The organism is Thalassotalea insulae (genome assembly GCF_030161395.1).
GTDB lineage: Bacteria > Pseudomonadota > Gammaproteobacteria > Enterobacterales > Alteromonadaceae > Thalassotalea_E > Thalassotalea_E insulae.
Genome location: NZ_BSST01000001.1, coordinates 1,244,690 through 1,268,882 on the forward strand (window position 1 = coordinate 1,244,690; position 24,193 = coordinate 1,268,882).

Genomic DNA, 24,193 nt, shown 5'->3' on the forward strand with positions numbered 1-24,193 from the left:
CAGTCACAGGCAAGGAGAAAAGCAATAAATATACTATCGCAAGATTAAAAATTGTAGTTTATGACGGTTTATGACGATGTGGCCTGTTCGCCTCAGCTGAAATTTCACTTTCATTAGTATTATGCGGTGCACTAGCGTTTTGTATTTTTGACCAGTAAGCAACATACTGACTGATTTTATATTTTGCTGCAGCCGTTAATTTTTCGTTGACTTCTTGTTCTTTTAAGATGCTCTCAATTTTATCAAATAACTGATCAACATTAGCAGCTGACGCTTGCTGTTGCTCTGCTACGCTTTGATGGCTAGCACCAGCTTTTCTATGAACACTTCCACCTGACTGTTCTCCAAAAAGATTTAACCAGCGATCACTGTACTGACCCGTTTTCATTAATTGTTCAAAGTAGCTATTTGCTTGTTCCGGTTGCTTGATAATATCGATGAATGTGCAAATAAAAGAAACCGGGCTTAACAATAGATCCCTTAATGCATCACATGCTAATTTTATTTGAAAGATAGCTAAATTTTTAATCATTAACCAACGGCTATAGTGATTTGATGACATTAAGCACACCTATTAAAACGAGAAATATAAACAAATCAATACTATATCAGAATATAGTAATTAAACAGCTCAAAGAAGGGAAATCAATCATTGGGAGTAAAATGCGCCTTAATGGTAACTGCTATTATGCACATTAAGACGCATGCTCATGAAACAAAGAAGTGGAATCTGCTTCGCTATTTAATTGTAGTACAACTTTTTAAATTACGATAAAAAATACCAAAAAAATTAAGTCTCTTTTTGTTAAGTATGTTCAACTAAGGTGAACTGGCTATTTTATTGCCAGTGACTGAACATAAAACACAAGGATAACGCTTACTTTACAAGCAGTTAGCCTTGTATTTACTACATTTTGGTAATATCACAGCGCATTTCCAGCAAACTGGCACTAAAACCAGCTTTTTGGTACGCACGGATGGCGGGTAAATTATCAGCAAAAACATCTAAATGCATCATAGTGACTCCTTGTTCACTCGACCAATCTGCCAGGTGCTTAATGAGCTGTTGATTAACCCCATGACCACGAAACTCAGGGTCAACATACATAAAACCTAAATAACTATAAAAATTATAGCTAACATAAGGTTTTGCCTGCTCAATACGCGCATATCCACTGGCGATAAGCTTGCCGCTCCGATCATTATTTTGTAGCTCTGCTACCACTAAGTAGCATTGTTCCGCACTGATAAGTTGTTCTAAATCATAATACTGAATAGGGTCAGGTTTTAAGCACTGATCAAACGGTCGCTCTGCCTCAATCACTCCTTGCTCAAACTGCTTTAACTGATTTAAGTCCGCATCCGTGGCTGCTCTGATAATCATATTTTTCATTAAGCTGACTGGTTCCTATAATTTTGATAACACAGTAACTTATGGTAGAGATAATCAACAAAAGCAGCAAATAGTATTTAGATAAAGTATTGCCATTTTTGTGATAACCAACAATTCGTTTAAACGCTAATTTGTTCCTTTTAATAATTCCAGTAAATTATTTTTCCTTGAGATAACAATACTAGCTATTGCGCCGGTAAATCACTTAGTATAGAAAGGGCTATAGCATGAAATTATCGCAGAGGAAGATACTTGAGTAGTCATTTGGCATTTAATCGCATCATCCAACAAGATTTCGGTCAGCTAACTAGTGGCGAATTCGCCTCACTTTATACTTTAACCAATGCGAATGGCATGCAGGTAAAAATCACCAATTATGGCGCCATCATCGTTTCAATATTTACGCCAGATAAAACTCAGCGCCTTACCGATATCGTCTTAGGCTATGATAATGTTGCAGACTATGAAGCTGACAACTATTATCTTGGCGCAGTCATCGGCCGCTATGCTGGGCGCATCCATCAAGGCAAAATTTCAATCAATGGCCAACAACATCAACTAACACTCAATGCCCCAGACAGCCAGTTACATGGTGGTAAGCAAGGGTTGAATAAACAATTATGGCGTGCCAAAACCAGCGAAAATGCAGATACTGCCTGTTTAACACTGTCATACACCAGTCCAGATGGTGAGCAAGGTTTTCCTGGCACCGTTAATTTTACCGTCAATTATCACCTTAATGATAATAATGAACTGATTGTTGAATATTTGGCTAAAACCGATCAGCCAACCTTAGTTAATCTCACTCAGCACAGTTATTTTAATCTTGCCGGTCATAACAGTGGCAATGTGCATTCCCATCAAGTCGCCATTAATGCCGACTATTTTTTACCGATGAATGAACGAGCCTATCCAACGGGGGAAATTGCACAGGTAGACCATACACCACATGACTTTAGACAGTTAAAAGCATTGGCTCAGGATATTGATGCTGACAATAAACAAATTGCCATTGGCAAAGGTTATGATAATTATTGGCTGCTCAACGATAACGCGATATCAGTACAAGCATTTGCAGCTCAGGTAGTAGAACCTAATTCAGGCCGGCGGATGACAATCTATACCGATCAGCCAAGCATGGTGCTATATACAGCAAATTACATAGATGGCAGTCATATTGGAAAAAATAATTATTGCTATCAGCGCAGAGCGGCGCTGTGCTTAGAACCTCAGCGTGCTAACAATAAAGAAAAAGGTGTCACTTTGGACAATACCTTGTTAACACCAACACAGCCATTTGCCAGCACCACTCGTTATGTGTTTGATCTGATAGAAAGCTAACAACTCTCGCTTTTAACGACAAAAAAAGGAAGTGACATCCACTTCCTCTTAATGACAAAAATAAGTAAAAACAGTCGATATTAAACATCAAGCAAGCGCTTAATATCATCGGTAATTTGATCGATTTTATTAACATCAACTGGCGCAATAAAAATGGTATCATCGCCAGCGAGTGTACCTAAGATCCCTGCTGACTCCCCCATACTGTCTAACATACGAGAAATTAACGGTGCGCCACCAATGCCTGTTTTAACAATGATCTGCATATTATTATGCTTAACACTGACCACGACAGATTGAATGGCCTGACGGGATTTCGGGATCGCCAATTCATCCGGCAGAATATACACCACCTGATTACTGGCATTACGCATTTTTACCGCGCCCAATTTTGACAGCAAACGGGAAATTTTAGCCTGCGACATATTTTTAAAGCCTTGCTCAGCTAAAGCGTCCGCTAACTGGCTTTGTGAACCGTAACATTGTTCATGCAATAAGGCTTTAAATGCCAAAACCAATTCGGCTTCATTCTTCTTACGTTCTGATGTCATTATTATCCTAAAAGCTAACCTTTACTCACTGATATTTTAGCTAGTTTCCTAAGTAAATCCTACTTTTTTATTCACTTAGTATTTAGTTAAATTTTAGTCCTTACTGACAATTAGCGAAGTGAAGTTTATATTTATTGCTTTTGGTTGAATATTTATGCTATTGCTGCACGCATGGCTAGTTTAAATCACTAACGCCCGTTGCTCAGCAATCCCCATAGACAAAATATAGGGATCTTGCTTTTGTCGTTCAATAAAGTCGGTTTTACAATTTAATCCTTGCCACTGATGTTCAATCAAGCATTGCGCGACAGAACCACCAAGTGTTGCTCCTGGTCCTAAAATAATTAATTTGTCTGGGGCAAATTCTTTAACCGCCACTTCAATTGCCTTACTAAAGTTATATGGCGCTACCACTTGCGTGCCTAAAGTATAATCATATAATGCCTGACAATCCGTTGCATAAGGCTGCCAGATATTTCCTAGACCATCAATCAATGGTACATCAGGACAATGAAACAAAGACGGTGCCAGCATCTGCTGCGCCTTGGAAGATATCTCATTTAACAGTGGGGTATGAAATGCCGCATGGTTAAATAAATTCATCGGGTATCTATCATCGATCACTGGCAAATTTTCCTGCATCGCCTGCAAGCCGTTTTTATCGCCGCCCAGTACAATATAACCGCCAAGATAGATCGAAATATAAACCTGACAATCAGCTCTTTGATTAACCTCTGTCACCAAAGCCAATACCTGCTGTTCTCGTTGTTTATCCCGTTGCCAGTACTGATCAACCACAGGGTAAATCAATTGCCCGCCGATAATCCCATCAGTCATCATCGACCCCATGGTATTAATCAGTTCAATTGCGCCATAAGCTTTTAACGCACCAGCAACTGCTAATGCAATATACCAGCCCATAGAATTCCCAGTGACGGCAACAATGTCATACTTATCGTTATCAATCGACTGATAATCGCCATAAGCGCAGGCATAAATCAGTGCAGAAGCGTTTTCACCGGCGGTATGAGTACGCATACTGTATTTATCCATGCTATCAAGCTTGCTGATCGGCGCCTGATTTTGCAGGGTTCGATACTGATCGATGTGCTCAATAAATGACGATTTATCACTATGAAAACGCGATAAATAACCTAATTCTTCCTTATTATAGGTTCCTCGCCCAGGACAAATCACCACTGCTCTTTGTTTCTTGGTATTGGTCATTTTATTTTCCTAGTTGGTGACTGGCATAGTGATAACGCGTTAGCAACAATGTCATCTTTAGAAGGTAAAACATGATACGCCGCACTGCCTAATGGGATAAAACTGTCTGCACCACATAAACGTTTGATCTGCTGTGCGGCTTTTTCGTGACAATGTTCAGTTAATAACGCCATTAACGCTTCGCTGATCGATCCAGTTTGTCGACATTCATCAACAATTAATACTTTTTGACAATCTTTTACCTGCTCAATAATGCCGGCTTCGTCTAATGGTGCTAACCAGCGTAAATCAACAACTCGGGCATTCACTCCCTGTTGCGCTAATTCTTGTTGCGCCTGACGCGATAAATAATAGCCATTACCATAAGTCAAAATACATAAATCCTGACCTTCGCCAGCCACTTTCACTGTCATTTGCGTGGCAAGATCCTCAGTCGCTTGTTCGGGTGTTTGTTCAAGATAATCAAAGGTCCATAAACCATCACCTTCCTGATGCAAATCTTTAGTCATATAAAGCGCGATGGGTTCTAAAAACACCACCACCCGCTGCTGCTCTTGAGCCAGCCGCACTGAGGTTCTTAGCATCTGCTGCGCATCGCCACCATTGGATGGACAAGCTAAAATTAACCCTGGAATATCACGAAATACCGCAAACGAATTATCATTGTGAAAATGGCCACCAAAGCCTTTTTGGTAAGCCAATCCTGCAATGCGGATCACCATAGGATTGGTATACTGACCTTTACTGAAAAACGATAACGTCGCCGCTTCACCGCGTATTTGATCTTCTGCATTATGAACATAGGCTAAAAACTGAATTTCAGGAATAGGCACAAAACCGTTATGGGCTAAGCCAATGGCACCGCCTAATATTGACTGTTCATCAAGCAGTGTATTCATCACTCGATTTTTACCAAAGCGATCGACCAGCTTAGTAGTGACATTATAGACGCCACCTTTGCGGGCAATATCTTCACCAAGCAACACGACATTGCTGTGCTCTGCCATGACATCGATTAACGTCCAGTTGATAAGCTTAGCCAGGTGCTGTTTCTTTTTAAGATTATGCTTTTCATGGGCAAACAGCTTCATCCGTTGTTCACTATCCACTTGATTCCGATAACGATTATCAGTGATTACTGGCGGATTAAGACTAGCCATCACCTGCTCAGCACTCTCTAGTCTCGACTTATTAATAACCTGTTCGGCCACCGTCACGACTCGCTGAGCAATTCGCTGATAAATATCAACAATTTGCTCAGCGGTTAAAATGTCATTATCCAGTAAAATAGCCGCACTATGTAATAACGGATCATTACGTTCATTATCATCAATTTGTTGCTCTTTACGATAAACAAACTCAGCATCAGAACCGGCATGGCCTAATAAACGGATCAGTCTGAGATGTAAAAATACCGGTTTCTGTTTTTCACGCGCCAGTTTTGCCGCCTGCAACGTGGTTCGGTAAGTATCTAAGACATTCAAACCATCACAGGTTAAATAAATCAACCCTGCCCGATCTTTATAGTTAGCTTCTACCCAGCCATTAGGGGTTGAAGTAGAAATACCAATACCATTGTCTTCACAAACAAACACTATCGGCATAGGTATCGACTGATACGCAGCCCACGCCGCACTGTTAATTGCTCCTTGGGCAGTTGAATGGTTCGATGATGCATCACCAAAACTACAAACGATCACACTATCGTTTGGCATCTCTCCCTGATGACCAAGACGCTTAGCCAAACCAACAGAAAATGCAGCCCCCATCGCTTTTGGCAAATGCGATGCAATCGTACTGGTTTGAGGTGGAATAGCTAATGCTTTACTACCAAGCACCTTATGACGACCACCAGAAATAGGATCATCTTTTGCGGCGGCAAATGACAGCAACATATCATAGATTGAGGTTTGGCCATCCACTTGCTTACCACGCTGAATGGTAAAAGCACCACTTCGGTAATGTAAAAATGCCATATCGGTTGGTCTAAATGCTTTTGCACTAGCGGCATTTCCTTCATGGCCAGAGCTTCCTATAGTATAGAAGCTTTGACCATTTTTTTGCATCACCCGAGAGTGTAAATCTAAATGACGACTGATAACCTGAGTTTCAAACAAGTCAACAACATCATTCGCTGATAGCCCAACCCCTTCTGGTGTCAACGACACACTTAATTGCGGCAGTTGTTGCTGCTTAATACAACGAATAAAATTTTCTTTTAAGCTCTGATTACGATCAGACATGGCATTTCACCTACTACTTTTTATTGTTTTTGCTTTTGTTATTATCAATAAAACAGCATTAGAAAAATGCCTGAATACCGGTTTGTGCTCGACCTAAAATTAACGCGTGAATATCATGAGTGCCCTCATAAGTGTTAACCGCTTCAAGGTTGATCATATGACGTATGACATGAAACTCATCTGCTATACCGTTACCACCATGCATATCACGTGCGATACGCGCAATCTCTAATGCCTTACCACATGAGTTGCGTTTTACTAGTGAAATAGCTTCTGGTGCTAAAGTCCCGGCGTCCATTAATCGGCCCACTTGTAAGCTGGCAAATAACGCAGTGGTAATTTCTGTTTGCATATCCGCCAACTTCTTTTGTACCAACTGCGTCGCTGCTAACGGACGACCAAACTGTTCACGATCTAAGGTGTATTGTCTTGCGGCATGCCAGCAGTATTCTGCCGCCCCTAAAGCTCCCCAGGAAATGCCATAACGCGCCTTATTCAAACAGCCAAACGGACCAGAAAGTCCTTGTACATTTGGCAGTAAGTTTTCTTCAGGAACAAAAACATTATCCATCACCACTTCGCCGGTAATAGAGGCACGTAATGAAAACTTACCTTCAATTTTCGGTGCAGAAAGACCGTCCATGCCTTTTTCAAGAATAAAGCCTTTGATCACACCGTCAAGTTTTGCCCAGATAATAAAGACATCAGCAATCGGAGAGTTAGTGATCCACATTTTGTTACCGGTTAAACAATAACCGCCATCGACTTTAACAGCACGGGTAGAAAGGCTCGCCGGATCTGAACCTGAATTAGGTTCAGTTAAACCGAAGCAACCAATTAACTCTCCAGTTGCTAGCTTAGGCAGATATTTCATTTTCTGCTCTTCACTGCCATAAGCATAAATTGGATGCATCACTAATGACGACTGCACACTCATTGCGCTACGGTAACCACTATCGACTCGCTCCACTTCTCGGGCAATCAAGCCGTAAGTAACATAATTAACGTTGGCGCAGCCATATTTCTCTTCAATGGTACAACCGAGCAAACCGAGTTCACCCAGTTCTCGCATAATTTCAGGATCAAAGATTTCATTACGGTTCGCTTCTAACACCCGCGGCATTAACTTTTCCTGACAGTACTGGTGAGCACTGTCGCGGATCATGCGTTCTTCTTCAGATAATAGTGAATCAAGTAACAGTGGGTCTTGCCAGTTAAAGCTAGGTTTTGATGATGCGTTTGACATAAATTTTCCTGATCTTGTTATATCTATAAAACTAGATGTTATTTAAGTGGCTAAAGGTTAATCAATAATAAAGTAAAGTTAAAATATAGTTTTCCTTTATTATCTATAGAAAAAAACTATAGCTATTAATCGACAATTACGAAATAATCTCGCTATGGATTTAAAGCATTTAAAATATTTTATCAACGTGTTCGAGCAGCAAAGTTTTAGCGCTGCCGCTAAAGCGTGTTTTATTGCACAACCATCGATATCTGCCGCTGTTGCACAATTAGAAACGGAAATAGATCAAATCTTATTTATCCGTCACGCCCGTGGTGTCACCCCAACAGAGCAAGGGGTTAAACTTTATCCACTGGCAAAACAGTTGTTAGGACAGGCAGATGCCATTAAAGCATCGTTCCAAACGAATACAGCTAAACAAAGCTTTAATCTTGGTGTAACTAAAGGTCTCGGGGTAAAGCGCATGAGCCTGTTGCTTAAAGATTTTACCGCTATCGCCGCGAATATCGAATTGACCTTAGTGCCACAATATGAAAACTGTGATGCGCGTATTGTCATTAAAGAAGAACTCAAAGACGGCGAACATTATCAGCCGATCTGGCAAGAAGATTATCTTATCGCCATGCCACATAATCATCCGCTGTCATTAAAAGATGCGATTGAACTCCATGACTTTGATCAGCTGGCCTTTATTCAGCGTACTCCTTGCAATGCCTGGCAAGTGTTAACCGATACTTTTACCTTAACAGGGATCCAATTGGATATTCGCGCAAAAATTCAAACAATAGATTACGCCTTAGGCTTAGTTCGCGCAGGCTTAGGCTGCGCGTTAGTCCCCGCTCATAAAGAAATTATCGAACAAAACGACTTAGCTTTTAAAGCCATTAATGGCATGCAGTTAACCCGGGAAATTGTGCTTGCTTATCAGCAGCAAACACCTCTGATCAATAAGCTTATTAGTCTGGTCAAACACCTAGATAATCTGTAATTCCATGACTTAAGTCTTACCTTACACTAACTTACAACTCACCAACATTTTTCCAACACTTAACCGCAAGATTCACACAAGCGTTTCATTAACAATAGCGCCAAATACAAATACCTTGGCAATCTAATGAAAACAACATTTACTTTATCAACACTAGCATTAGTGTTAACCAACCAGTTTAGCACTATCGCTAATGCCGCAGATGGCTCACCAGCAAAACTCGATGACACTATCGAAACTATCGAAGTGCAAGCACGGCGCAACCAAGCTAATACCGAGGTCAGCATTGAAACTGAAAAACTATTAGCAATTGCTGGCTTAGATCATGACCCCCTCAATTCGGTCTTCAGTATGCCAGGCGTAGTTTATGCGGGCGGAGATGATGGCGGCGCACCTGCAATTCGCGGCTCGTCACCTGACGATAATGCGTTTTATATCGATGATATGCCGGTTGGTTATATTTTCCATCTGTTTGGCGACAGTATTTTCAACGAAAACATCGTGCGAGATTTTCAACTGCACCCTGCTGCGTTTGGTAGTCGATACGGTAATGCCACTGGCGGCGTTTTTGATGTTCAACTGCGAGACCCAAAAAACCAAGATATTACCACGACATTAGATGCCAGCTTATTAAAAACCGGCATCATGGTGGAAGGTGGCATCACCGAAGATCAGGCCTTCTATTTTTCTTATCGTCGCAGTTTAATTCACTTATTTTTGCCTGAAGGTGAAGAAGAAGATGGTTATACCGTTTTTAAGGCACCAGTGAGTGACGATTACCAAGGTAAATATCAATGGCTGATTGGTGATAACCATAAGCTGACATTTACCGTCAACGGTGCCAGTGATACCGGAGGAATAAATATTTCCGAGGCTTCAGAGCAAGGACGTGTTGATCCTGACTCGATTGGCGATCTAAAACTATCAACAAATTTTAATAATCAGGGACTTTCCTGGCAGTACTTTGGTGATGGCGGCAAAATCATGCAACTGGTCTTAGGCCATACCAGCCTAAACTCAAAGGAAAACTACGGTCAAGGACAATATATAGACATAGATACAGAACAATATAACGCTAGGTTTCAATATCAAATCGATTGGTTTGACGCACATACCTTGGTACTTGGCAGTGATATGCAACAGCAAGAAAGCAAATACAGTTTTGATGCCATTCCCTACTACTGCACCGATCACGATCAGGACTGTGAAAGCAAAAAAGGGCAACGCATTCAAGATACCGATAAATTAACCAATCAAACCATTGCCTTATATGCCGATGATATCTGGCAATTTAATAGCAATTTGCAATTCACTCTGGGATTGCGAGCCGAGCGAAATGACTATACTGACCAATCCTTCCTTCATCATAGGTTAGCCCTTAACTGGCAAATCAACGATGACCTGCAAATGACAGTCAAACAAGGGTCTTACAGTCGCTTTCCTGATATAGCAACGGTGCTGCGTAAAATTGGCAACCCTGAACTGAACTCCCCTAAAGCACAGCATTATTCTGTCGGTTTTAATTACCAACTCAATGATTTATGGCACAGTTCTGTCGATATCTATTATAAGGACCTCGGTGATTTACCTCGTTCTTTAGACGATGACGATGCGAATGCTGATCTGCATTATAGCAATGATATGTCTGGCAGCGCCAAAGGGATAGAGTGGGTTGTAGAACGAGAATTAGCAGACGATTGGTACGGCTGGGCATCAATAAGCTGGTCAAAAAGCGATCGCACCGATGAATTTACCAAGCAAACCACTGAGTATTATCTCGATACGCCACTACTTGCCAATTTGGTAGCCAATTACCAGATGAATGAGCGTTGGGATTTTGGCGTCCGATTAACGGTACGTAGTGGACAAAAATACACGCCGATAACCGCACTTAAAGAAAATCCTGATTACCCGGAGCACTTCTTACCTGTTTATGGTGAGCTGAACAGTAAAACCTTACCAACCTATTATCGTTTAGATTTGCAGGCGAACTATAAAACTCAATACTGGGGCAATGACGCCGAATGGAGCTTTGCCTTACTTAACGCACTAAACAATGACAATATCTCCGGCTACTATTACGCACCTGATGGCAATGAAACATTAACCGATTATAAAATTGAAGGCGAAGAAGGCATGGCGATATTCCCGTCTATTGGCTTAAAAATGCAATTTTAAGCCAACAATTTTCCTATATTCGCTTACAATTTTTAAACACTTCTCATGCAGATAAAACTGCCCATGCGTAACAACATTTGTTAATATCTCGTTGCAATTGGGCGGTATTTATTACCTCATCAAGTTAAAAAAAATAATATCATTCGCACTATGAGTCTAGGTGCATTTTGGGAAATGACATCATATGCTTAACAAATTAAGCTGCTGCTTATTACTGGTGTTTTGTTTAAGTAGCTATGCTGCTGGCAACGACAAAAAACCAAGTAACGAAAGTACCGTTTTTAATGAAACCTTCAGCTGGCAAGCGCAAATGGGTTTTTCATTGCACTATAATGACACCATTATTGAAGGGGTAGAACAATCTTATCTTGATGATTATATAAATCTTTCCTTATTGTTCGATTTTTACTACAAAGGGTTTTTCATCCAAACCAATTATCGCCGTCTAGATACCCATATTCTAGGCGCAGAAATTGGCTATCAACTGATCAATAATGATGATTGGGAGCTGGACATTATTACCAGAAGCTATATTGGCGGCTTCGATTCAGCAGAAATCATCGAAAATTCAGATAAAGACCTTCCTATCATGGAAGGACTGAAAGTAAGGGATCTCGGTGATGGTCTTGCAATTCGTTATTCCCGCTATTTCAATGACAGCTACTTCTCAGTAGATGTAGCGAATTTGGCAGCATTAAGTGATGCAAAGGGCTGGGTAATCGATGCTTTTTATAGTCATCTGATCCCCTATAGAAACTGGGATATTTACTTGAATACCGGTTTAAGTATCTATTCAAGCGCTACAACTAACTACTATATCGGTATCGGTAACAGCGAAGTACTGGACATTCGTCCTCATTATCAAACGGGTACTGGCGGTAAAATACAATTTGAGTTTTATGCCCAACGGCCACTGTCAGAATCATGGACATTTAACGTCGGTTTTAGTCAAAGCTATTACAGCAATAACATCGCCGATAGCCCAATCGTCGACTCCCAGGGTGCAACCCAGTTACTAGCGGGGGTCATCTATGTATTCTAAGCTAGGCAAGGGAATTGCGTGGTTTTTTGCAGTTATCTGCGGGCTAACAACGATGACAGTAATCGCTAGCCAGGAAGCACTACAAGATCGGACAAACAAGACAAAGGTAAATTTTCAGGCCAAACCGGCAAATTGTGTTGCACTGCGCCAAGGACGCACCTGCTTTGCCACCGTTTCTTTATCCTGGCATACCGCTAACCGCGGTCATTTTTGTATTTATGAAAAAGCCAGTAATAAAGTCATGCAGTGCTGGAATAATAGTCAGGGAAATACCCTGCAATTTGAATTTGAATCGAATGAAAAAATCGCTTATCAGCTGAGGGCTACTGAGCAAAACATTATTATTGCTGAGACCAGTGTTGATGTTAGTTGGGTCCATAAAGCAACTGTGAGAAAAAGACGTTGGCGTTTGTTTTAACTGGTACGAGAACAAGGGCTAAGTGAGGGAATAACATGAATGAGCAACACCGTATTTTATTGGTTGAAGATGACTTAACACTGGCGGACTGGGTAATTGAATACTTACAAGAGCAAAACTTTCTAGTTGAACACGTTGCTCGCGGCGATTTAGTGATAGAGAAATTGACGAGCTTTGATCCAGCACTGGTATTGCTAGACGTGATGCTACCTGGTCTCAACGGCATCGAAGTGTGTCGCTTGATCCGTCAAGATGCTAATTTACCTATCATTATGCTAACGGCTCGCGCCGACGAATTTGATGAAGTCATAGGCCTAGAAGCCGGCGCTAATGATTATGTTATCAAACCAGTCAGACCCAGAGCTTTATTGGCTCGCATTAATAGCGCTTTAAAAAATCAACCGGCAACTGAGCAAAAATCCAATGAAATCAAGTTAGGTAGCTTGCTCATTAATGGTGAAGCTAATCGCGTCACTTATCAGGGCAAAGAAATCGAACTGTCCACCAGTTTATTCGCATTCTTATGGTTTCTCGCCAGCCATCCTGGCGAAGTCGTCGACCGAGATACGGTATTTAAAGCACTGAAAAATCGAGAATACGACGGACAAGATCGCCGTTTTGACGTGATGTTATCGACCTTACGTAAAATTTTTAACGACGATCCCCAAAGTCCGAAAAAATTCAAAACTGTCTGGGGTAAAGGCTATTTATTCGTTGCCGATGCCTGGAATGAATAACGGTGACCCGACTATTTATTAGTATAATTATTGCGGTGCTGGGATCATTGTTTTTGATCGGCTGGGGATTAGATAAATTAGTGGTCAGTGACAGTGATATAGACATAGAAGAAAGCGCAGAAATTATCGCCTATAAAAAGCTGGTTGAAGGCTTTGGTCAACAGCTTAATGCCGCACCAGAAAACCTGCTAGCTAAGCAAGCCGCTGAACTCGCTGCAAATTATCAGGTCAAATTAACATTAGAAGACAGCACCAATATCGCGCTGCCAAACTCATTAAGTCAATACCTTTCAGTACAAGGCGGCTTATTACTCGCCAGTAATGAACAAGCCTACTTACTGAGAAAACTCAGTACTCATCAAAATTATTTGATCCGGCTGGAATTGCCGCCAATACCAGAAGAAGATCATCAGCGTAACTTGCTGCTCACTACCATTTTATATATTGGCGTTTGTGCCATTTTAATGCTTTGGCTATTTCCACTAGCAAGACGGTTATATATGTTAACCACTGCCGCAGCAAAAATAGGTAAAGGAGAAGTGAATGTCAGGGTACCGTTAAATAAGTTTTCCTATATTCATCCCTTAGAAAAAAGTTTTAATCATATGGCAGCGCAAATTGAAAAGTTAATGGCAGATAATAAACTGCTAGCACGCAGCCTATCTCACGATATCCGCACACCGATGTCCTGTTTACGCTTTGGCGTCGAAGCAGCATTAGAGAGTAACGATCTGGAGAAAAAAAATAACTACCTAACTCGTATGGAAGCTGAACTGACCCGAATGGAAGAAATGACCAGCGCGTTTTTATCCTATGCTGGCATGGAACGACAAGGGGTTAATTTAAAGCTAAAATCAGTCGATCTCAACTCGTTCATTAGTAAATTCTGTCAGGATTTTCAGCCGTTAGCTCAACAGCATCAGGTGGAATTAAATTTTCAGTCATTGGCCCAATGCCCAGATTATCTGTTGGACAGTCACTGGTTCTATCAGGCGTTGCAAAATTTGGTCAGTAATGCCATTCAATACGCTAATAGCCAGGTACAGATCCGCCTAACACAAACCGGTAGAACGATTGAACTCTGGGTCGAAGACGACGGTACTGGGATTGCTGATGACAAGCTTGCGGTTGTGTTTGACCCTTTTGTTAAGCTTGATAGCGCTCGTTCTCGTGAGCAAGGACATTTTGGTCTAGGTCTAGCTATATGCCAGAAAGTGATCCATTGGCATCAAGGCGCGATCTACGCCGAGCATGCGAAACAGCTATCAGGTGCTTGTTTTCATATCATTTTACCGAAAAAAGCTTAAGAATAAATACTGACATGCAAAGATTTAATCGTGAAGACAAATCAGACTAGCATTAAAACTTTAGTGATCCTTGCCGCAGGTCAAGGCTCGCGTTTTGGTGGTGCCAAACAGTTTGCCCTATTTGGCCGCTGTGAAAAAACCTTAATGGAATACAACATCTGCCACGCCATTGACCATGGTTTTACCCACCTAGTATTTATTAGCCAGCCAAAGCACAATCAAATACTGAAGCAACAAGTGCTCTCATCATTGCCACACTCTGTCAGCTATGACATTGTTTATCAGGATAGTCATGACCTGCCGACAGGCTGCCACCTAGCAAGCACTCGTACTAAACCATTGGGTACTGCCCATGCGTTATGGTGCGCAAGAAAGTCCATTAAGGGCAACTTTGCCGTAATTAACGCAGACGATTATTATGGTGAGCAGGCATTTCAGTTAGTACAACAACATGGCTTGCCTAATAATGCATCTTTAGTTGCCTACTTGCTTAAACAAACCTTATCCAAACACGGTGGCGTCAACCGCGGTTTATGTCAGCTTTCAGCCGAACACAAATTAATCGCCATTAGTGAAATTGAAAATATTCACTATCAAGCTGAGCGAAAATTAATCGGTACGAATGCTAAGCAGCAAACACTAAGCTTAAATGAAAACGCGCTTATTTCGATGAATTTCTGGTGTTTTAATCTGCAGATTTTTCCGGTTTTAGCAAAACTACTGGCAGAAACATTTAGTGCACCGTCCACTGATACAACGGAATGTTATTTACCTGATGCCGTCATGAAATTAATTGAGCAATCTGCAGAGGTTGATGTTTTAACTTCACATGATCAATGGTTTGGCGTAACATATGCGGCCGATTCATTGTCGGTTAACCAGGCATTAACGGCGCTGATAGATAAAGGACGATTCCCTTCCTTATCTAAATAATTCGGTAATCAAGATAAGTGATGGACGTTTTCCCCATGAGTAAAGTCATTGATCCACAGCAGATCAACAAAGTGTTGGCATTTTATAATTACTCACTGAGCAATAGTAAAATTGCCCCATTGGGAAATGGGTTAATTAACTGCACCTATCTAGTACGTAGCGAAGATTTTAACTTTGTTTTACAGCGCATCAATCATCATGTCTTTAAACAACCGGCGGATGTCATTGCCAATGCTGAACTGATCAATCAGCACTTACAGCAAAAAAAGGCGCAAGCACTCTACCCATTAGAACCAATTTGGCAACTTAATACCAACGACGGCCGCGTTCAAGTAACCGAAGGGGAAAACACTTGGCGTGCAATTCAGTTTATTCCCAATTGTTATACACTTGAAACGGTAGCAAACGCAAAACAGGCGTATCAAGTGGCCCAAGCATTTGGCCAATTTACTGCCGCTCTTAGCGACTTTCCTGCCGATAAACTAACCGAAATAATACCTCAGTTTCATCATCTGGATTTTAGATTAGCTCAGTTACAGACAGCCGTTTCAGAGGATGCCAAAGGACGATTATCCCAGTGCCAGTCTTTAGTTGATTTCTGTTTTTCTCAACAGACTTTTATTAAGCATATCGCAGAACTTGAACAAGTATTGCCGCTACAAGTTACACATAATGATACTAAAATTAATAACTTGCTCTTTAGCAGTGAGACTAATGCACCAATTGCTGTTATCGATCTCGATACCTGTATGCCGGGATTTGTTATGCATGACTTTGGCGATATGGTCAGAACCTGTTGCTGCAACTTGCCAGAAGATGGTACTGATTTAGCGAAGATGACGGTACGTCTAGATATATTTACCGCCTTAGCCCAAGGTTACGTCGATAGCCTTGCCGGAACGATGAATTCACTAGAGCAACAAAGTCTCATCACAGGTGCGCAACTATTACCCTTTATGATAGGAATCCGCTTTCTCACGGATTTTATTGAAGGGGATCATTATTTTCACACAGCCCACCCACTGCACAACTTACAACGAGCGAAAAACCAGCTACACTTTTTCAAGTTATTGCATGATATAGAGCCACAGCTCAGCAAAATAGTAAAAAAGCTCTAGGGGCTGTTAAACACGCATTGCTCTGACTTATCTTTATACATATTACTAATTAACTAAATAATAATAGCGAGTAAGACATTCGTTATTGACAGCGCTATCATAAAAATTCGTTCGAAACACAACTTTTTAAGCGGATTAATTTCAAAGCAAAAGCAATCATTAGCAGCCGAAGCTATTTATGTAACATATTTTTTACAAAAACAGCTAAAATATTAGTGCAAATGCAATATTAATTATACAGATAAGCTTTTCTTTGCACTTAAGTTTGCTAACCTTAGCTTGGTCTCGGCAGACCTCTGAGACTATTCGTTTATTAATATTACCTCGGTGCAGTTACAGGGGTGTTGGTGCGCTAATAAGAATTGATATTAATGACGAATGTATACCCGCAAGCCTAGTTCTCCCCTAGGCTTGCACCTTTCTCTTTTCAATAAATTTAAGTTACTTCCCCTGTCCATCTCGTTATAATCAGGCGATAGTCCATTGACAGCAATTACTATGACCAGCAAGCCAACATTGACACTCTCACATTTTTTTCCTTATCAGCTCACCAAATTGCAAGCCAGTATCAGTGAAAGCATCGCGCAAATTTATACCGGTAAATTTAATCTCAGTCGTCAGGAGTGGCGAGTACTGGCAACCTTGGCAGATCGCGCGCCACAAACCGCAAAACAAATAGGCAGTGAAGTAAATTTAGATAAAATGTCGGCAAGCAGAGCGATACAGCGTATGCTCAGTAAACAATTACTCAAACGAATCGAAAATACGAGCGATAAGCGCTCTTTTTTGCTTGAGCTTTCAGTTAAAGGACAACAACTTTATCAACAGCTAGAACCTTTGGTATTAGAAAGGGAAACTCAACTGTTATCTGTGCTGACACCTGATGAACAACAAGCGCTAAATCAAATGATGGCAAAACTACAAGCAAAAGCGTCTAGTATCACACAATAGTTCTTCATGCTAAGCGCTGATAAGTGATTGGATACTAGTTAACAGCACTTCTGCTTTTACTGGTTTAGCAATATGTAGATTCATTCCGGCGGCAAAGCTACTCTCTTTATCTTCCTGACGAGCATGGGCTGTCATGGCAATAATAGGTAAATGCTTAAACTGTGCTTGTTGACGAATAAGCCGACACGCAGTTAAGCCATCCATCACCGGCATTTGAATATCCATCAGCACAACATCAAAATGCTGATTATCCAGTTTATCCAGTGCTTGCTGGCCATTTTCGGCAATAGTCACCTCAGCCTTCATTGCTTTGAGTAATTCTTTGGCAACCAATTGGTTCACCAAGTTATCTTCCACCAGTAGCACAGAAGTTCCGCTTAAATTTCCTTTCGATTCACCATTATTGTTAACAACGGCGGGAGTTAACGCTTCCGTTTCAGCCTCTGGCACATTGTTGTTAGCCAACGCTTGCAGCACGGTAAAGAGACCATAACGGTAAAGCGGAGCAAGGCAAATAACATATGAAATTTGATAGCGCTCAAGCAATTGATATTTAGTGTTTTCCTCACTATTGTGTTGCTCTTGATAAACAACCACTATCGCTTGCTGCGATTGTTTAGCACAACTGGAAAATTGGCGCTCCAGCAGCTGACAAACCGATTCATTGATCTCGTCCACCGTTAAAAACAGCATGTTAATTGCTTGCTGCTCGATATTGTCTATGTCAGCCAAACGGTCTAATTGCTTATATTGATAACCATAAGCCTGCAGTAAACAATAAAAATCAGGCGTAAATTGGTATGCCAAGGTATAAACATTAACCTGAGAGACAGGATAAAACGGAATGTCTGATTTTTTTGCCGTTAACGGCAAGACAAAACTAAACTTGGCACCTTGACCAAATTCACTGGTTAATTTTATTTCTCCACCTAATATATTGACGATACGCTGACAAATCGATAGTCCTAAACCAGAGCCTCCGTATTCTCTTGTCATCGACTCATCGGCCTGAGCAAACGCCTTAAATAAATGTGCCTGTTTATTTTTCTCAATGCCGATACCGGTATCTTCAACAGCAAAACGCACAAGCACATCCTGGCCACTATCAGCAATCACTTCCAGTACTATCGCTATTTTGCCGCTATGAGTAAATTTAGTCGCATTATTAAGCAAGTTACTCAATACCTGCACCATACGCATTTCATCAGTGTAAACCAGGCTTGGCACATCAGGTGCTATCTTGACCTCAAGTGTCACTTTATTCGAATCGATATTAGCTATATTGAGTCTGACCGCTTGATTAACAATCGTATCTAAATAACAATCTTTCTTAAAAATGGTCATATTGCCAGATTCAATTTTGGCAAAATCAAGTAATTCATCCACCAAATGCAACAATACTTCTGCCGCATCCTGAGCATGAGTTAAATGTTGTGTTTGCTGGGTAGTTAGCACGGTTTGTTTAAGCAATGATTGCATGCCCTGAATGGCATTAATCGGTGTTCTGATCTCATGGCTCATATTCGCTAAAAACTGACTTTTCGCTTGGTTTGCTAATTCAGCTTGTTCTTTAGCACTCGCTAATGCAGCATTTGCTGCATGCTGCTTAGTAACATCACGAATAACAATAATAGAGCCTAGCACATGGTTTTGTTGGTCATAAAATTCGGAGCAAAATAGCTCATAAGTATTTTCCAATGTTTCCACTACTTGAAAAACACCGCAATGACTTTTTTTCGCCTGCTGTTCCTGCGTACAACCTGCCAGTGCCCGACCAAGTTCACTACCGATAAGCGTTTCTACATCACGTCCTAAAATTTCATTTTCAGCTTGTTTGAGATATTGTTCGAACGCCAGATTACAGCCGATAACCCGACCATTGGTATCATTAAAAATCAGATAATCAGGGATCGCATCCATCACAGAACGTAAAATGGCGTAATCATGCTGATGCTGCTGACTCTTTTCCATTAATGCCTGAGTTTTTTCATGTACCCGCATATCTAGGACATTATTCTGATCTTTTAATTGCTGTAATAAACTTCTGTTTTGACTAAATATATCACCAACAATATCAAACCAGTGTTGCCATCCCTTCGGCGGGACAATTTTGCCATGATCCCCTTTCGCACTGTGTGAAATATGGCTGATAAAGCTTTGAGTTGGTTTAATAAAGGTTTTATAAGTCACTAAATAAACCACAATGAGCAACGCCAACTGACCAAAGAAAAGTCCGATAAAGACCCAGGTAAAACGCTGAAATATCGGCGCAGAAAAATGCTCATAAGGCTTATATTTTACCAGCATCCAATCATTCGCCGATAATTTATGTCGTTGTATTAACCAGCTATCACTTTGGGTTAATTCCGGGCGATATTTAAACGATGGCTCGCGAATATCAAGCGCTTCGTAGCTTAACTGTCTTAACTTAGTTGGTAGCACAGACTGCCAACGGTCAGCGTTAGTTGAGCTTTGCTGATTAGCATTTAACTGTACTAATAACTGATCAGCTTTATTAATCAAAAGATAATTAAAGTCATCATTGTTTTCTCTGAGCATCAGTTGTCTTAATCGAGCAAGGTTGATATCAAACATGATTGCTCCGGTCAGTGCCTGCAGACGAAATACCCCGACCATCAGGCGAATAGATAAACTGTTACTATTTTGGCTGACATGTGGCTGCGACCAAACTGGCGTAAATATGTGAGGAGAAGAAGCGCGGACCTGCTCAAAATAGCCATCATTAATTAAACTATCCCGATACTGCCAGTTTTTCCTGCCAATCCACGGATATACACTAATAAACCGTTGTAACGACAAATATGAAAACCTGCTTGCTACTGCGACGCTATTTTTCGCTGTGGTAAATGCCGGGCTCAGCATATAAGCCATTGCCAGTTCGTCTTTAATCTCACGTGTAAATTCATCAATATGGCCAATACCGCTAATGTGAGTACTAAAATGCTGACGATGGCCATGAACATCAGAACGGGCCTTATTTAAATAAAACTTGTTATCGTCCTGTCTTAATACCGGTACTGATGCGAGTTCTTGCGGGAACGTTAGACTATGATCGGCAAAGCGTTTAATCGCTTCCAGAGATTGCACCGCGGTTAACAACTCATCATCGATCTTTTTCGCTTTTGTTGCTAGCTGGCTTAACTCCTGTTGCTCAAAAAGTACTAGCTCTTTGTGATAGCGATAACTGGATATTAATAAAGCCACCAACATAATCGCGACAAATACGCCAATGATAGAAAGTTTGTAAGTGGCTACTAGCTGATTTTCCCCTGAAAATTTAAATACCACAGAAATTCCAAGTCCAGTCATTATTATCTTAGTTGCCGTTGATGATATACCGAATCAAGAGAAAAATCATGTCTGCGATACAAGTCTCACAAATGTTTACAAGAATTAACTGCTCGCCAAAAAACTAATGACGCCCCCGACAAAATGAATCAATAACTAACAGCCTTGACCATAGCAAATCAATTAAATCGCAGATAAAACCCTTGCTATTTTTTTTAAACACAGCTAAATTTGGAAGCGCTTTCATGAAAGCGCTTCCAACAAACCCGAGAAATTAATGACAAAAATGAAACTGACTTTACCACATGAATCTCGCATGAAATCTAAGGACTTCACTTATGGTGTCGCTACGGCGGCATTCCAGATCGAAGGAGGGATTGAACAACGATTGCCTTGCATCTGGGATACATTTTGCGAGAAACCAGACACGATAGCCGACAATTCAAACGGTGCGATAGCCTGTGATCATTTTCATTTATGGCAACAAGATATCGAAATGATCAAAGCGCTCAATGTCGATGCTTACCGACTTTCGGTGTCTTGGGGTCGGGTGATCAATCAAGATGGCACTGTCAATCAGTCTGGTATTCAGTTTTATCTTCAACTACTGGACTTACTTAACCAATATAACATTAAAGTTTTTATCACCCTTTATCATTGGGATTTGCCACAATATTTGGAAGATAACGGCGGTTGGCTCAACCGTGAAACCGCTTATCAATTTCAGCATTATACTGAACAAGTCGTTAACGCATTTGGCGACAGGGTTTATTCATATGCGACACTTAATGAACCATTTTGTAGTGCCTACCTAGGATATGAACTTGGCATACATGCTCCAGGTATTAAAGGGAAAAAATACGGCAGAAAAGCCGCACACCATTTATTACTGGCGCACGGTTTAGCGATGCAGGTATTGAATAAGCACAGCCCAAAAACCCTTAATGGTATAGTGCTTAATTTCACGCCTGCCTACCCTGCTACCGATAGTGAATCAGATATAGCAGCAGCCAAATTTGCCGATGATTACCTCAATCAGTGGTATATAAAACCAATTATCGATGGCCAATATCCAGAGATATTAGCGCAACTCCCAGCCGCTCATCAGCCGGAAATTTTCGCCGATGATTTAGCGATAATTTCACAAGCTATCGATTTTCTCGGTATCAATTATTACAGTAGAGCGCTATATCAGGCAGATGATGTAGACATTTATCGTGAAGTAAAACCGGCAGATGCACCTCTGACCGATATGGGCTGGGAAATTTACCCGCAAGGTTTAACAGATTTACTCATATCACTCAATCAGCACTATAAGCTGCCACCGGTTTACATTACTGAAAATGGCGCAGCGATGAAAGATACTATAATTGATGGTAACGTTAATGACGTTGAGCGCATCGCCTATTATCAGTCGCATTTACTGGCGGTTGACCAGGCTATTAACGCTGGCGTTGATATTAAAGGTTACTTTGCCTGGAGTCTGATGGATAATTTTGAATGGGCAGAAGGTTACTTAAAGCGATTTGGCATTGTTTATGTCGACTACCTCACGCAGCAGCGCACAGTAAAAGCCAGTGGTCATGCGTTTAGTCAGTTAAGTAAAGACCGTTAAGACAATAAGAGAACAGTATGCTTAGTATCAAAGAGAAAATCGCATATGGCTTAGGTGATACCGCCAGCAACATCATTTTTCAAACCGTGATGATGTTTTTACTGATTTACTATACCGATGTCGTTGGTCTCTCTCCGGCTGTTGTCGGTACATTATTCTTAGTAGTCCGTATCTTTGATGCAGTTACCGACCCTTTAATGGGCGCCCTCGCCGACCGAACTCACACCCGCTGGGGGCAGTTTCGTCCTTATCTGTTATGGCTAGCATTGCCTTTTGGTATAATCAGCGTGCTGGCATTCACTAAATTTAACCTCAGTGATAATGGTAAACTGATCTATGCCTTTGTCTCTTATACCTTGCTAATGATTGCCTATACTGCAATTAATATTCCCTACTCAGCTCTTGGCGGAGTACTAACTTCAGAGCCGAAAGAGCGGGTCTCAGTGCAATCATACCGATTCGTTTTTGGCATGCTAGGCGGGCTAATCGTCGCCTCAGGTACTATGCCATTAGTTGATTGGTTAGGAGAAGGCGATAAGGCGCTTGGTTACCAAAATGCGATGTTACTGATGAGCATTTTTGGCGTGACCTTATTTCTATTATGCTTTCTTGGCACCAAAGAGCGAGTAACGCCACCAAAAGAGCAGCAGTCTTCATTTGCCAAAGATCTCAAGGCATTGTGGCAAAATGATCAGTGGCGTATTCTTTGTATTGCCGGTTTATTATTGCTTAGTGGTCAAGTACTGCGCGGCACGTTAGCTGTTTATTACGTTAAATACTACCTTGGACAGGCACAATTGATCACCGCTTTTATGACCTTAGGCATGATAGGTAGTATTCTTGGTTGCGCTGTTTCACAGCCGCTTGCCAAACGTGTATGTAAAATAAAAGCCTATATTGCCCTGCAAACTATTGCTGCTTTTATTTGCGTTATCAGTTACTTTGTCGGTCCAGAGCAAATTACTCTGGCATTTGTACTATTCTTTTGTTGGAATTTTTTCCTGCAAATGGCAACGCCATTACTGTGGGCTAAAATGGCCGATACTATCGATTACGGCCATTGGAAAACAGGCGTCCGCATTACCGGAATGATTTATTCTGCTGTGGTCTTTTTTATTAAAATGGGAGTCGCTATTGGTGGCGCACTTGCCGGCTGGTTACTGGCCTATTACGGTTATCAGGCAGATATGGAGCAAACAGCAAATACCCAACACGGAATATTACTCTCTTTCACCTTACTTCCTGCAATTGGTTCATTTTTAGTCGCCTTTACCATGCGCTGGTACAAACTCGATAATCAATTAATAGATAAAATTCATCTTGAGTTAAATCCAATCGTTAAATAGTAAATAGCTATTATCAATTCAACGGCATTCTATTTTGAGCATGTCTTTTTATTACGACTAACTATTATCTTCCACTGTTAGTCGCAATAACTTTCCTCCCTTGCTCCAAGCCAACAACTACCCCAAGTTTTACCCACTAATTCAGTAAGTTAGTTTTTACTCAATCACTATATCCCACTTAATTAAACAAACCACATCAGAGTAAAAGCTCTAATAAAGTTCAATAAAAATACAATTTTTTCATTGACCT

At 41.0% G+C, this 24,193-nt stretch carries 19 protein-coding genes; 12 read left to right on the top strand and 7 right to left on the bottom strand.

Features of this window, described 5'->3' with window-relative positions:
- Window positions 1–58: 58 nt before the first annotated feature.
- Window positions 59–562, bottom strand: coding sequence for a hypothetical protein (locus tag QQK06_RS05755; RefSeq protein WP_284243702.1), 504 nt, complete (start codon window positions 560–562; stop codon window positions 59–61).
- Between the two features lie 345 nt (window positions 563–907).
- Complete coding sequence (locus tag QQK06_RS05760) at window positions 908–1,393, bottom strand: GNAT family N-acetyltransferase (protein WP_284243703.1); 486 nt, start codon at window positions 1,391–1,393, stop codon at window positions 908–910.
- Window positions 1,394–1,645: 252 nt separating this feature from the next.
- Between QQK06_RS05760 and QQK06_RS05765 the strand changes: the two genes are divergently transcribed.
- Complete coding sequence (locus QQK06_RS05765) at window positions 1,646–2,734, top strand: aldose epimerase family protein (RefSeq protein WP_284243704.1); 1,089 nt, start codon at window positions 1,646–1,648, stop codon at window positions 2,732–2,734.
- Window positions 2,735–2,814: 80 nt separating this feature from the next.
- On the opposite strand, the gene argR is transcribed toward QQK06_RS05765, so the two are convergent.
- The 4 genes from argR to QQK06_RS05785 form a co-directional block, all read right to left on the bottom strand.
- Window positions 2,815–3,285: a transcriptional regulator ArgR gene (gene argR, locus QQK06_RS05770; protein WP_284243705.1), complete on the bottom strand. Its 471-nt coding sequence runs from the start codon at window positions 3,283–3,285 to the stop codon at window positions 2,815–2,817.
- 180 nt (window positions 3,286–3,465) lie between these two features.
- Window positions 3,466–4,512: an ACP S-malonyltransferase gene (locus QQK06_RS05775; protein ID WP_284243706.1), complete on the bottom strand. Its 1,047-nt coding sequence runs from the start codon at window positions 4,510–4,512 to the stop codon at window positions 3,466–3,468.
- A complete protein-coding gene (locus tag QQK06_RS05780; RefSeq protein WP_284243707.1) occupies window positions 4,509–6,755 on the bottom strand; it encodes a dehydrogenase E1 component subunit alpha/beta in 2,247 nt (748 codons plus the stop codon). Before QQK06_RS05780 ends, QQK06_RS05775 begins: the two co-directional genes overlap by 4 nt.
- 58 nt (window positions 6,756–6,813) lie before the next feature.
- Entirely contained in the window at window positions 6,814–8,001 is a 1,188-nt protein-coding gene (locus QQK06_RS05785) for an acyl-CoA dehydrogenase (protein WP_284243708.1), read from the bottom strand.
- 154 nt (window positions 8,002–8,155) lie between these two features.
- Between QQK06_RS05785 and QQK06_RS05790 the strand changes: the two genes are divergently transcribed.
- The 9 genes from QQK06_RS05790 (at window position 8,156) to QQK06_RS05830 (ending at window position 17,673) form a co-directional block, all read left to right on the top strand.
- Complete coding sequence (locus QQK06_RS05790; protein ID WP_284243709.1) at window positions 8,156–8,989, top strand: LysR family transcriptional regulator; 834 nt, start codon at window positions 8,156–8,158, stop codon at window positions 8,987–8,989.
- A 126-nt stretch (window positions 8,990–9,115) separates the two neighbouring features.
- A complete protein-coding gene (locus QQK06_RS05795) occupies window positions 9,116–11,167 on the top strand; it encodes a TonB-dependent receptor (RefSeq protein WP_284243710.1) in 2,052 nt (683 codons plus the stop codon).
- Between the two features lie 184 nt (window positions 11,168–11,351).
- Complete coding sequence (locus tag QQK06_RS05800; protein ID WP_284243711.1) at window positions 11,352–12,209, top strand: MipA/OmpV family protein; 858 nt, start codon at window positions 11,352–11,354, stop codon at window positions 12,207–12,209.
- A gap of 52 nt (window positions 12,210–12,261) precedes the next feature.
- Window positions 12,262–12,627, top strand: coding sequence for a DUF3019 domain-containing protein (locus QQK06_RS05805; RefSeq protein WP_284243712.1), 366 nt, complete (start codon window positions 12,262–12,264; stop codon window positions 12,625–12,627).
- 35 nt (window positions 12,628–12,662) lie between these two features.
- On the top strand, window positions 12,663–13,364 hold the full coding sequence (locus QQK06_RS05810) for a response regulator transcription factor (protein ID WP_284243713.1): 702 nt from the start codon (window positions 12,663–12,665) through the stop codon (window positions 13,362–13,364).
- Window positions 13,365–13,366: 2 nt separating this feature from the next.
- Window positions 13,367–14,671, top strand: coding sequence for a sensor histidine kinase (locus QQK06_RS05815; protein ID WP_284243714.1), 1,305 nt, complete (start codon window positions 13,367–13,369; stop codon window positions 14,669–14,671).
- Window positions 14,672–14,701: 30 nt separating this feature from the next.
- Window positions 14,702–15,604, top strand: coding sequence for a sugar phosphate nucleotidyltransferase (locus tag QQK06_RS05820; RefSeq protein ID WP_284243715.1), 903 nt, complete (start codon window positions 14,702–14,704; stop codon window positions 15,602–15,604).
- A gap of 35 nt (window positions 15,605–15,639) precedes the next feature.
- Entirely contained in the window at window positions 15,640–16,722 is a 1,083-nt protein-coding gene (locus tag QQK06_RS05825) for a phosphotransferase enzyme family protein (protein ID WP_284243716.1), read from the top strand.
- 483 nt (window positions 16,723–17,205) lie between these two features.
- The gene (locus QQK06_RS05830; RefSeq protein WP_284243717.1) at window positions 17,206–17,673 is read left to right on the top strand and encodes a MarR family winged helix-turn-helix transcriptional regulator; all 468 of its coding nucleotides are present in this window, start codon (window positions 17,206–17,208) and stop codon (window positions 17,671–17,673) included.
- A gap of 9 nt (window positions 17,674–17,682) precedes the next feature.
- Here the strand turns inward: QQK06_RS05830 and QQK06_RS05835 are convergent, their stop codons facing one another.
- The gene (locus QQK06_RS05835; protein ID WP_284243718.1) at window positions 17,683–21,003 is read right to left on the bottom strand and encodes an ATP-binding protein; all 3,321 of its coding nucleotides are present in this window, start codon (window positions 21,001–21,003) and stop codon (window positions 17,683–17,685) included.
- A gap of 265 nt (window positions 21,004–21,268) precedes the next feature.
- Between QQK06_RS05835 and QQK06_RS05840 the strand changes: the two genes are divergently transcribed.
- Together QQK06_RS05840 and QQK06_RS05845 are read left to right on the top strand one after the other, a co-directional pair.
- The gene (locus QQK06_RS05840; protein ID WP_284246584.1) at window positions 21,269–22,597 is read left to right on the top strand and encodes a GH1 family beta-glucosidase; all 1,329 of its coding nucleotides are present in this window, start codon (window positions 21,269–21,271) and stop codon (window positions 22,595–22,597) included.
- 17 nt (window positions 22,598–22,614) lie between these two features.
- Window positions 22,615–23,943, top strand: coding sequence for a glycoside-pentoside-hexuronide (GPH):cation symporter (locus QQK06_RS05845; protein ID WP_284243719.1), 1,329 nt, complete (start codon window positions 22,615–22,617; stop codon window positions 23,941–23,943).
- The last annotated feature ends 250 nt before the right edge of the window (window positions 23,944–24,193 follow it).

Bases quoted from the DNA above. Each gene is read 5' to 3' on its own strand.
- QQK06_RS05795 (WP_284243710.1), top strand. From the start codon at position 9,116: ATGAAAACAACATTTACTTTATCAACACTAGCATTAGTGTTAACCAAC.
- QQK06_RS05835 (WP_284243718.1), bottom strand. From the start codon at position 21,003: ATGACTGGACTTGGAATTTCTGTGGTATTTAAATTTTCAGGGGAAAAT.
- QQK06_RS05790 (WP_284243709.1), top strand. From the start codon at position 8,156: ATGGATTTAAAGCATTTAAAATATTTTATCAACGTGTTCGAGCAGCAA.
- QQK06_RS05780 (WP_284243707.1), bottom strand. From the start codon at position 6,755: ATGTCTGATCGTAATCAGAGCTTAAAAGAAAATTTTATTCGTTGTATT.
- QQK06_RS05840 (WP_284246584.1), top strand. From the start codon at position 21,269: ATGAAACTGACTTTACCACATGAATCTCGCATGAAATCTAAGGACTTC.
- QQK06_RS05760 (WP_284243703.1), bottom strand. From the start codon at position 1,393: ATGAAAAATATGATTATCAGAGCAGCCACGGATGCGGACTTAAATCAG.
- argR (WP_284243705.1), bottom strand. From the start codon at position 3,285: ATGACATCAGAACGTAAGAAGAATGAAGCCGAATTGGTTTTGGCATTT.
- QQK06_RS05825 (WP_284243716.1), top strand. From the start codon at position 15,640: ATGAGTAAAGTCATTGATCCACAGCAGATCAACAAAGTGTTGGCATTT.
- QQK06_RS05785 (WP_284243708.1), bottom strand. From the start codon at position 8,001: ATGTCAAACGCATCATCAAAACCTAGCTTTAACTGGCAAGACCCACTG.
- QQK06_RS05800 (WP_284243711.1), top strand. From the start codon at position 11,352: ATGCTTAACAAATTAAGCTGCTGCTTATTACTGGTGTTTTGTTTAAGT.
- QQK06_RS05845 (WP_284243719.1), top strand. From the start codon at position 22,615: ATGCTTAGTATCAAAGAGAAAATCGCATATGGCTTAGGTGATACCGCC.
- QQK06_RS05805 (WP_284243712.1), top strand. From the start codon at position 12,262: ATGACAGTAATCGCTAGCCAGGAAGCACTACAAGATCGGACAAACAAG.
- QQK06_RS05775 (WP_284243706.1), bottom strand. From the start codon at position 4,512: ATGACCAATACCAAGAAACAAAGAGCAGTGGTGATTTGTCCTGGGCGA.
- QQK06_RS05810 (WP_284243713.1), top strand. From the start codon at position 12,663: ATGAATGAGCAACACCGTATTTTATTGGTTGAAGATGACTTAACACTG.
- QQK06_RS05755 (WP_284243702.1), bottom strand. From the start codon at position 562: ATGTCATCAAATCACTATAGCCGTTGGTTAATGATTAAAAATTTAGCT.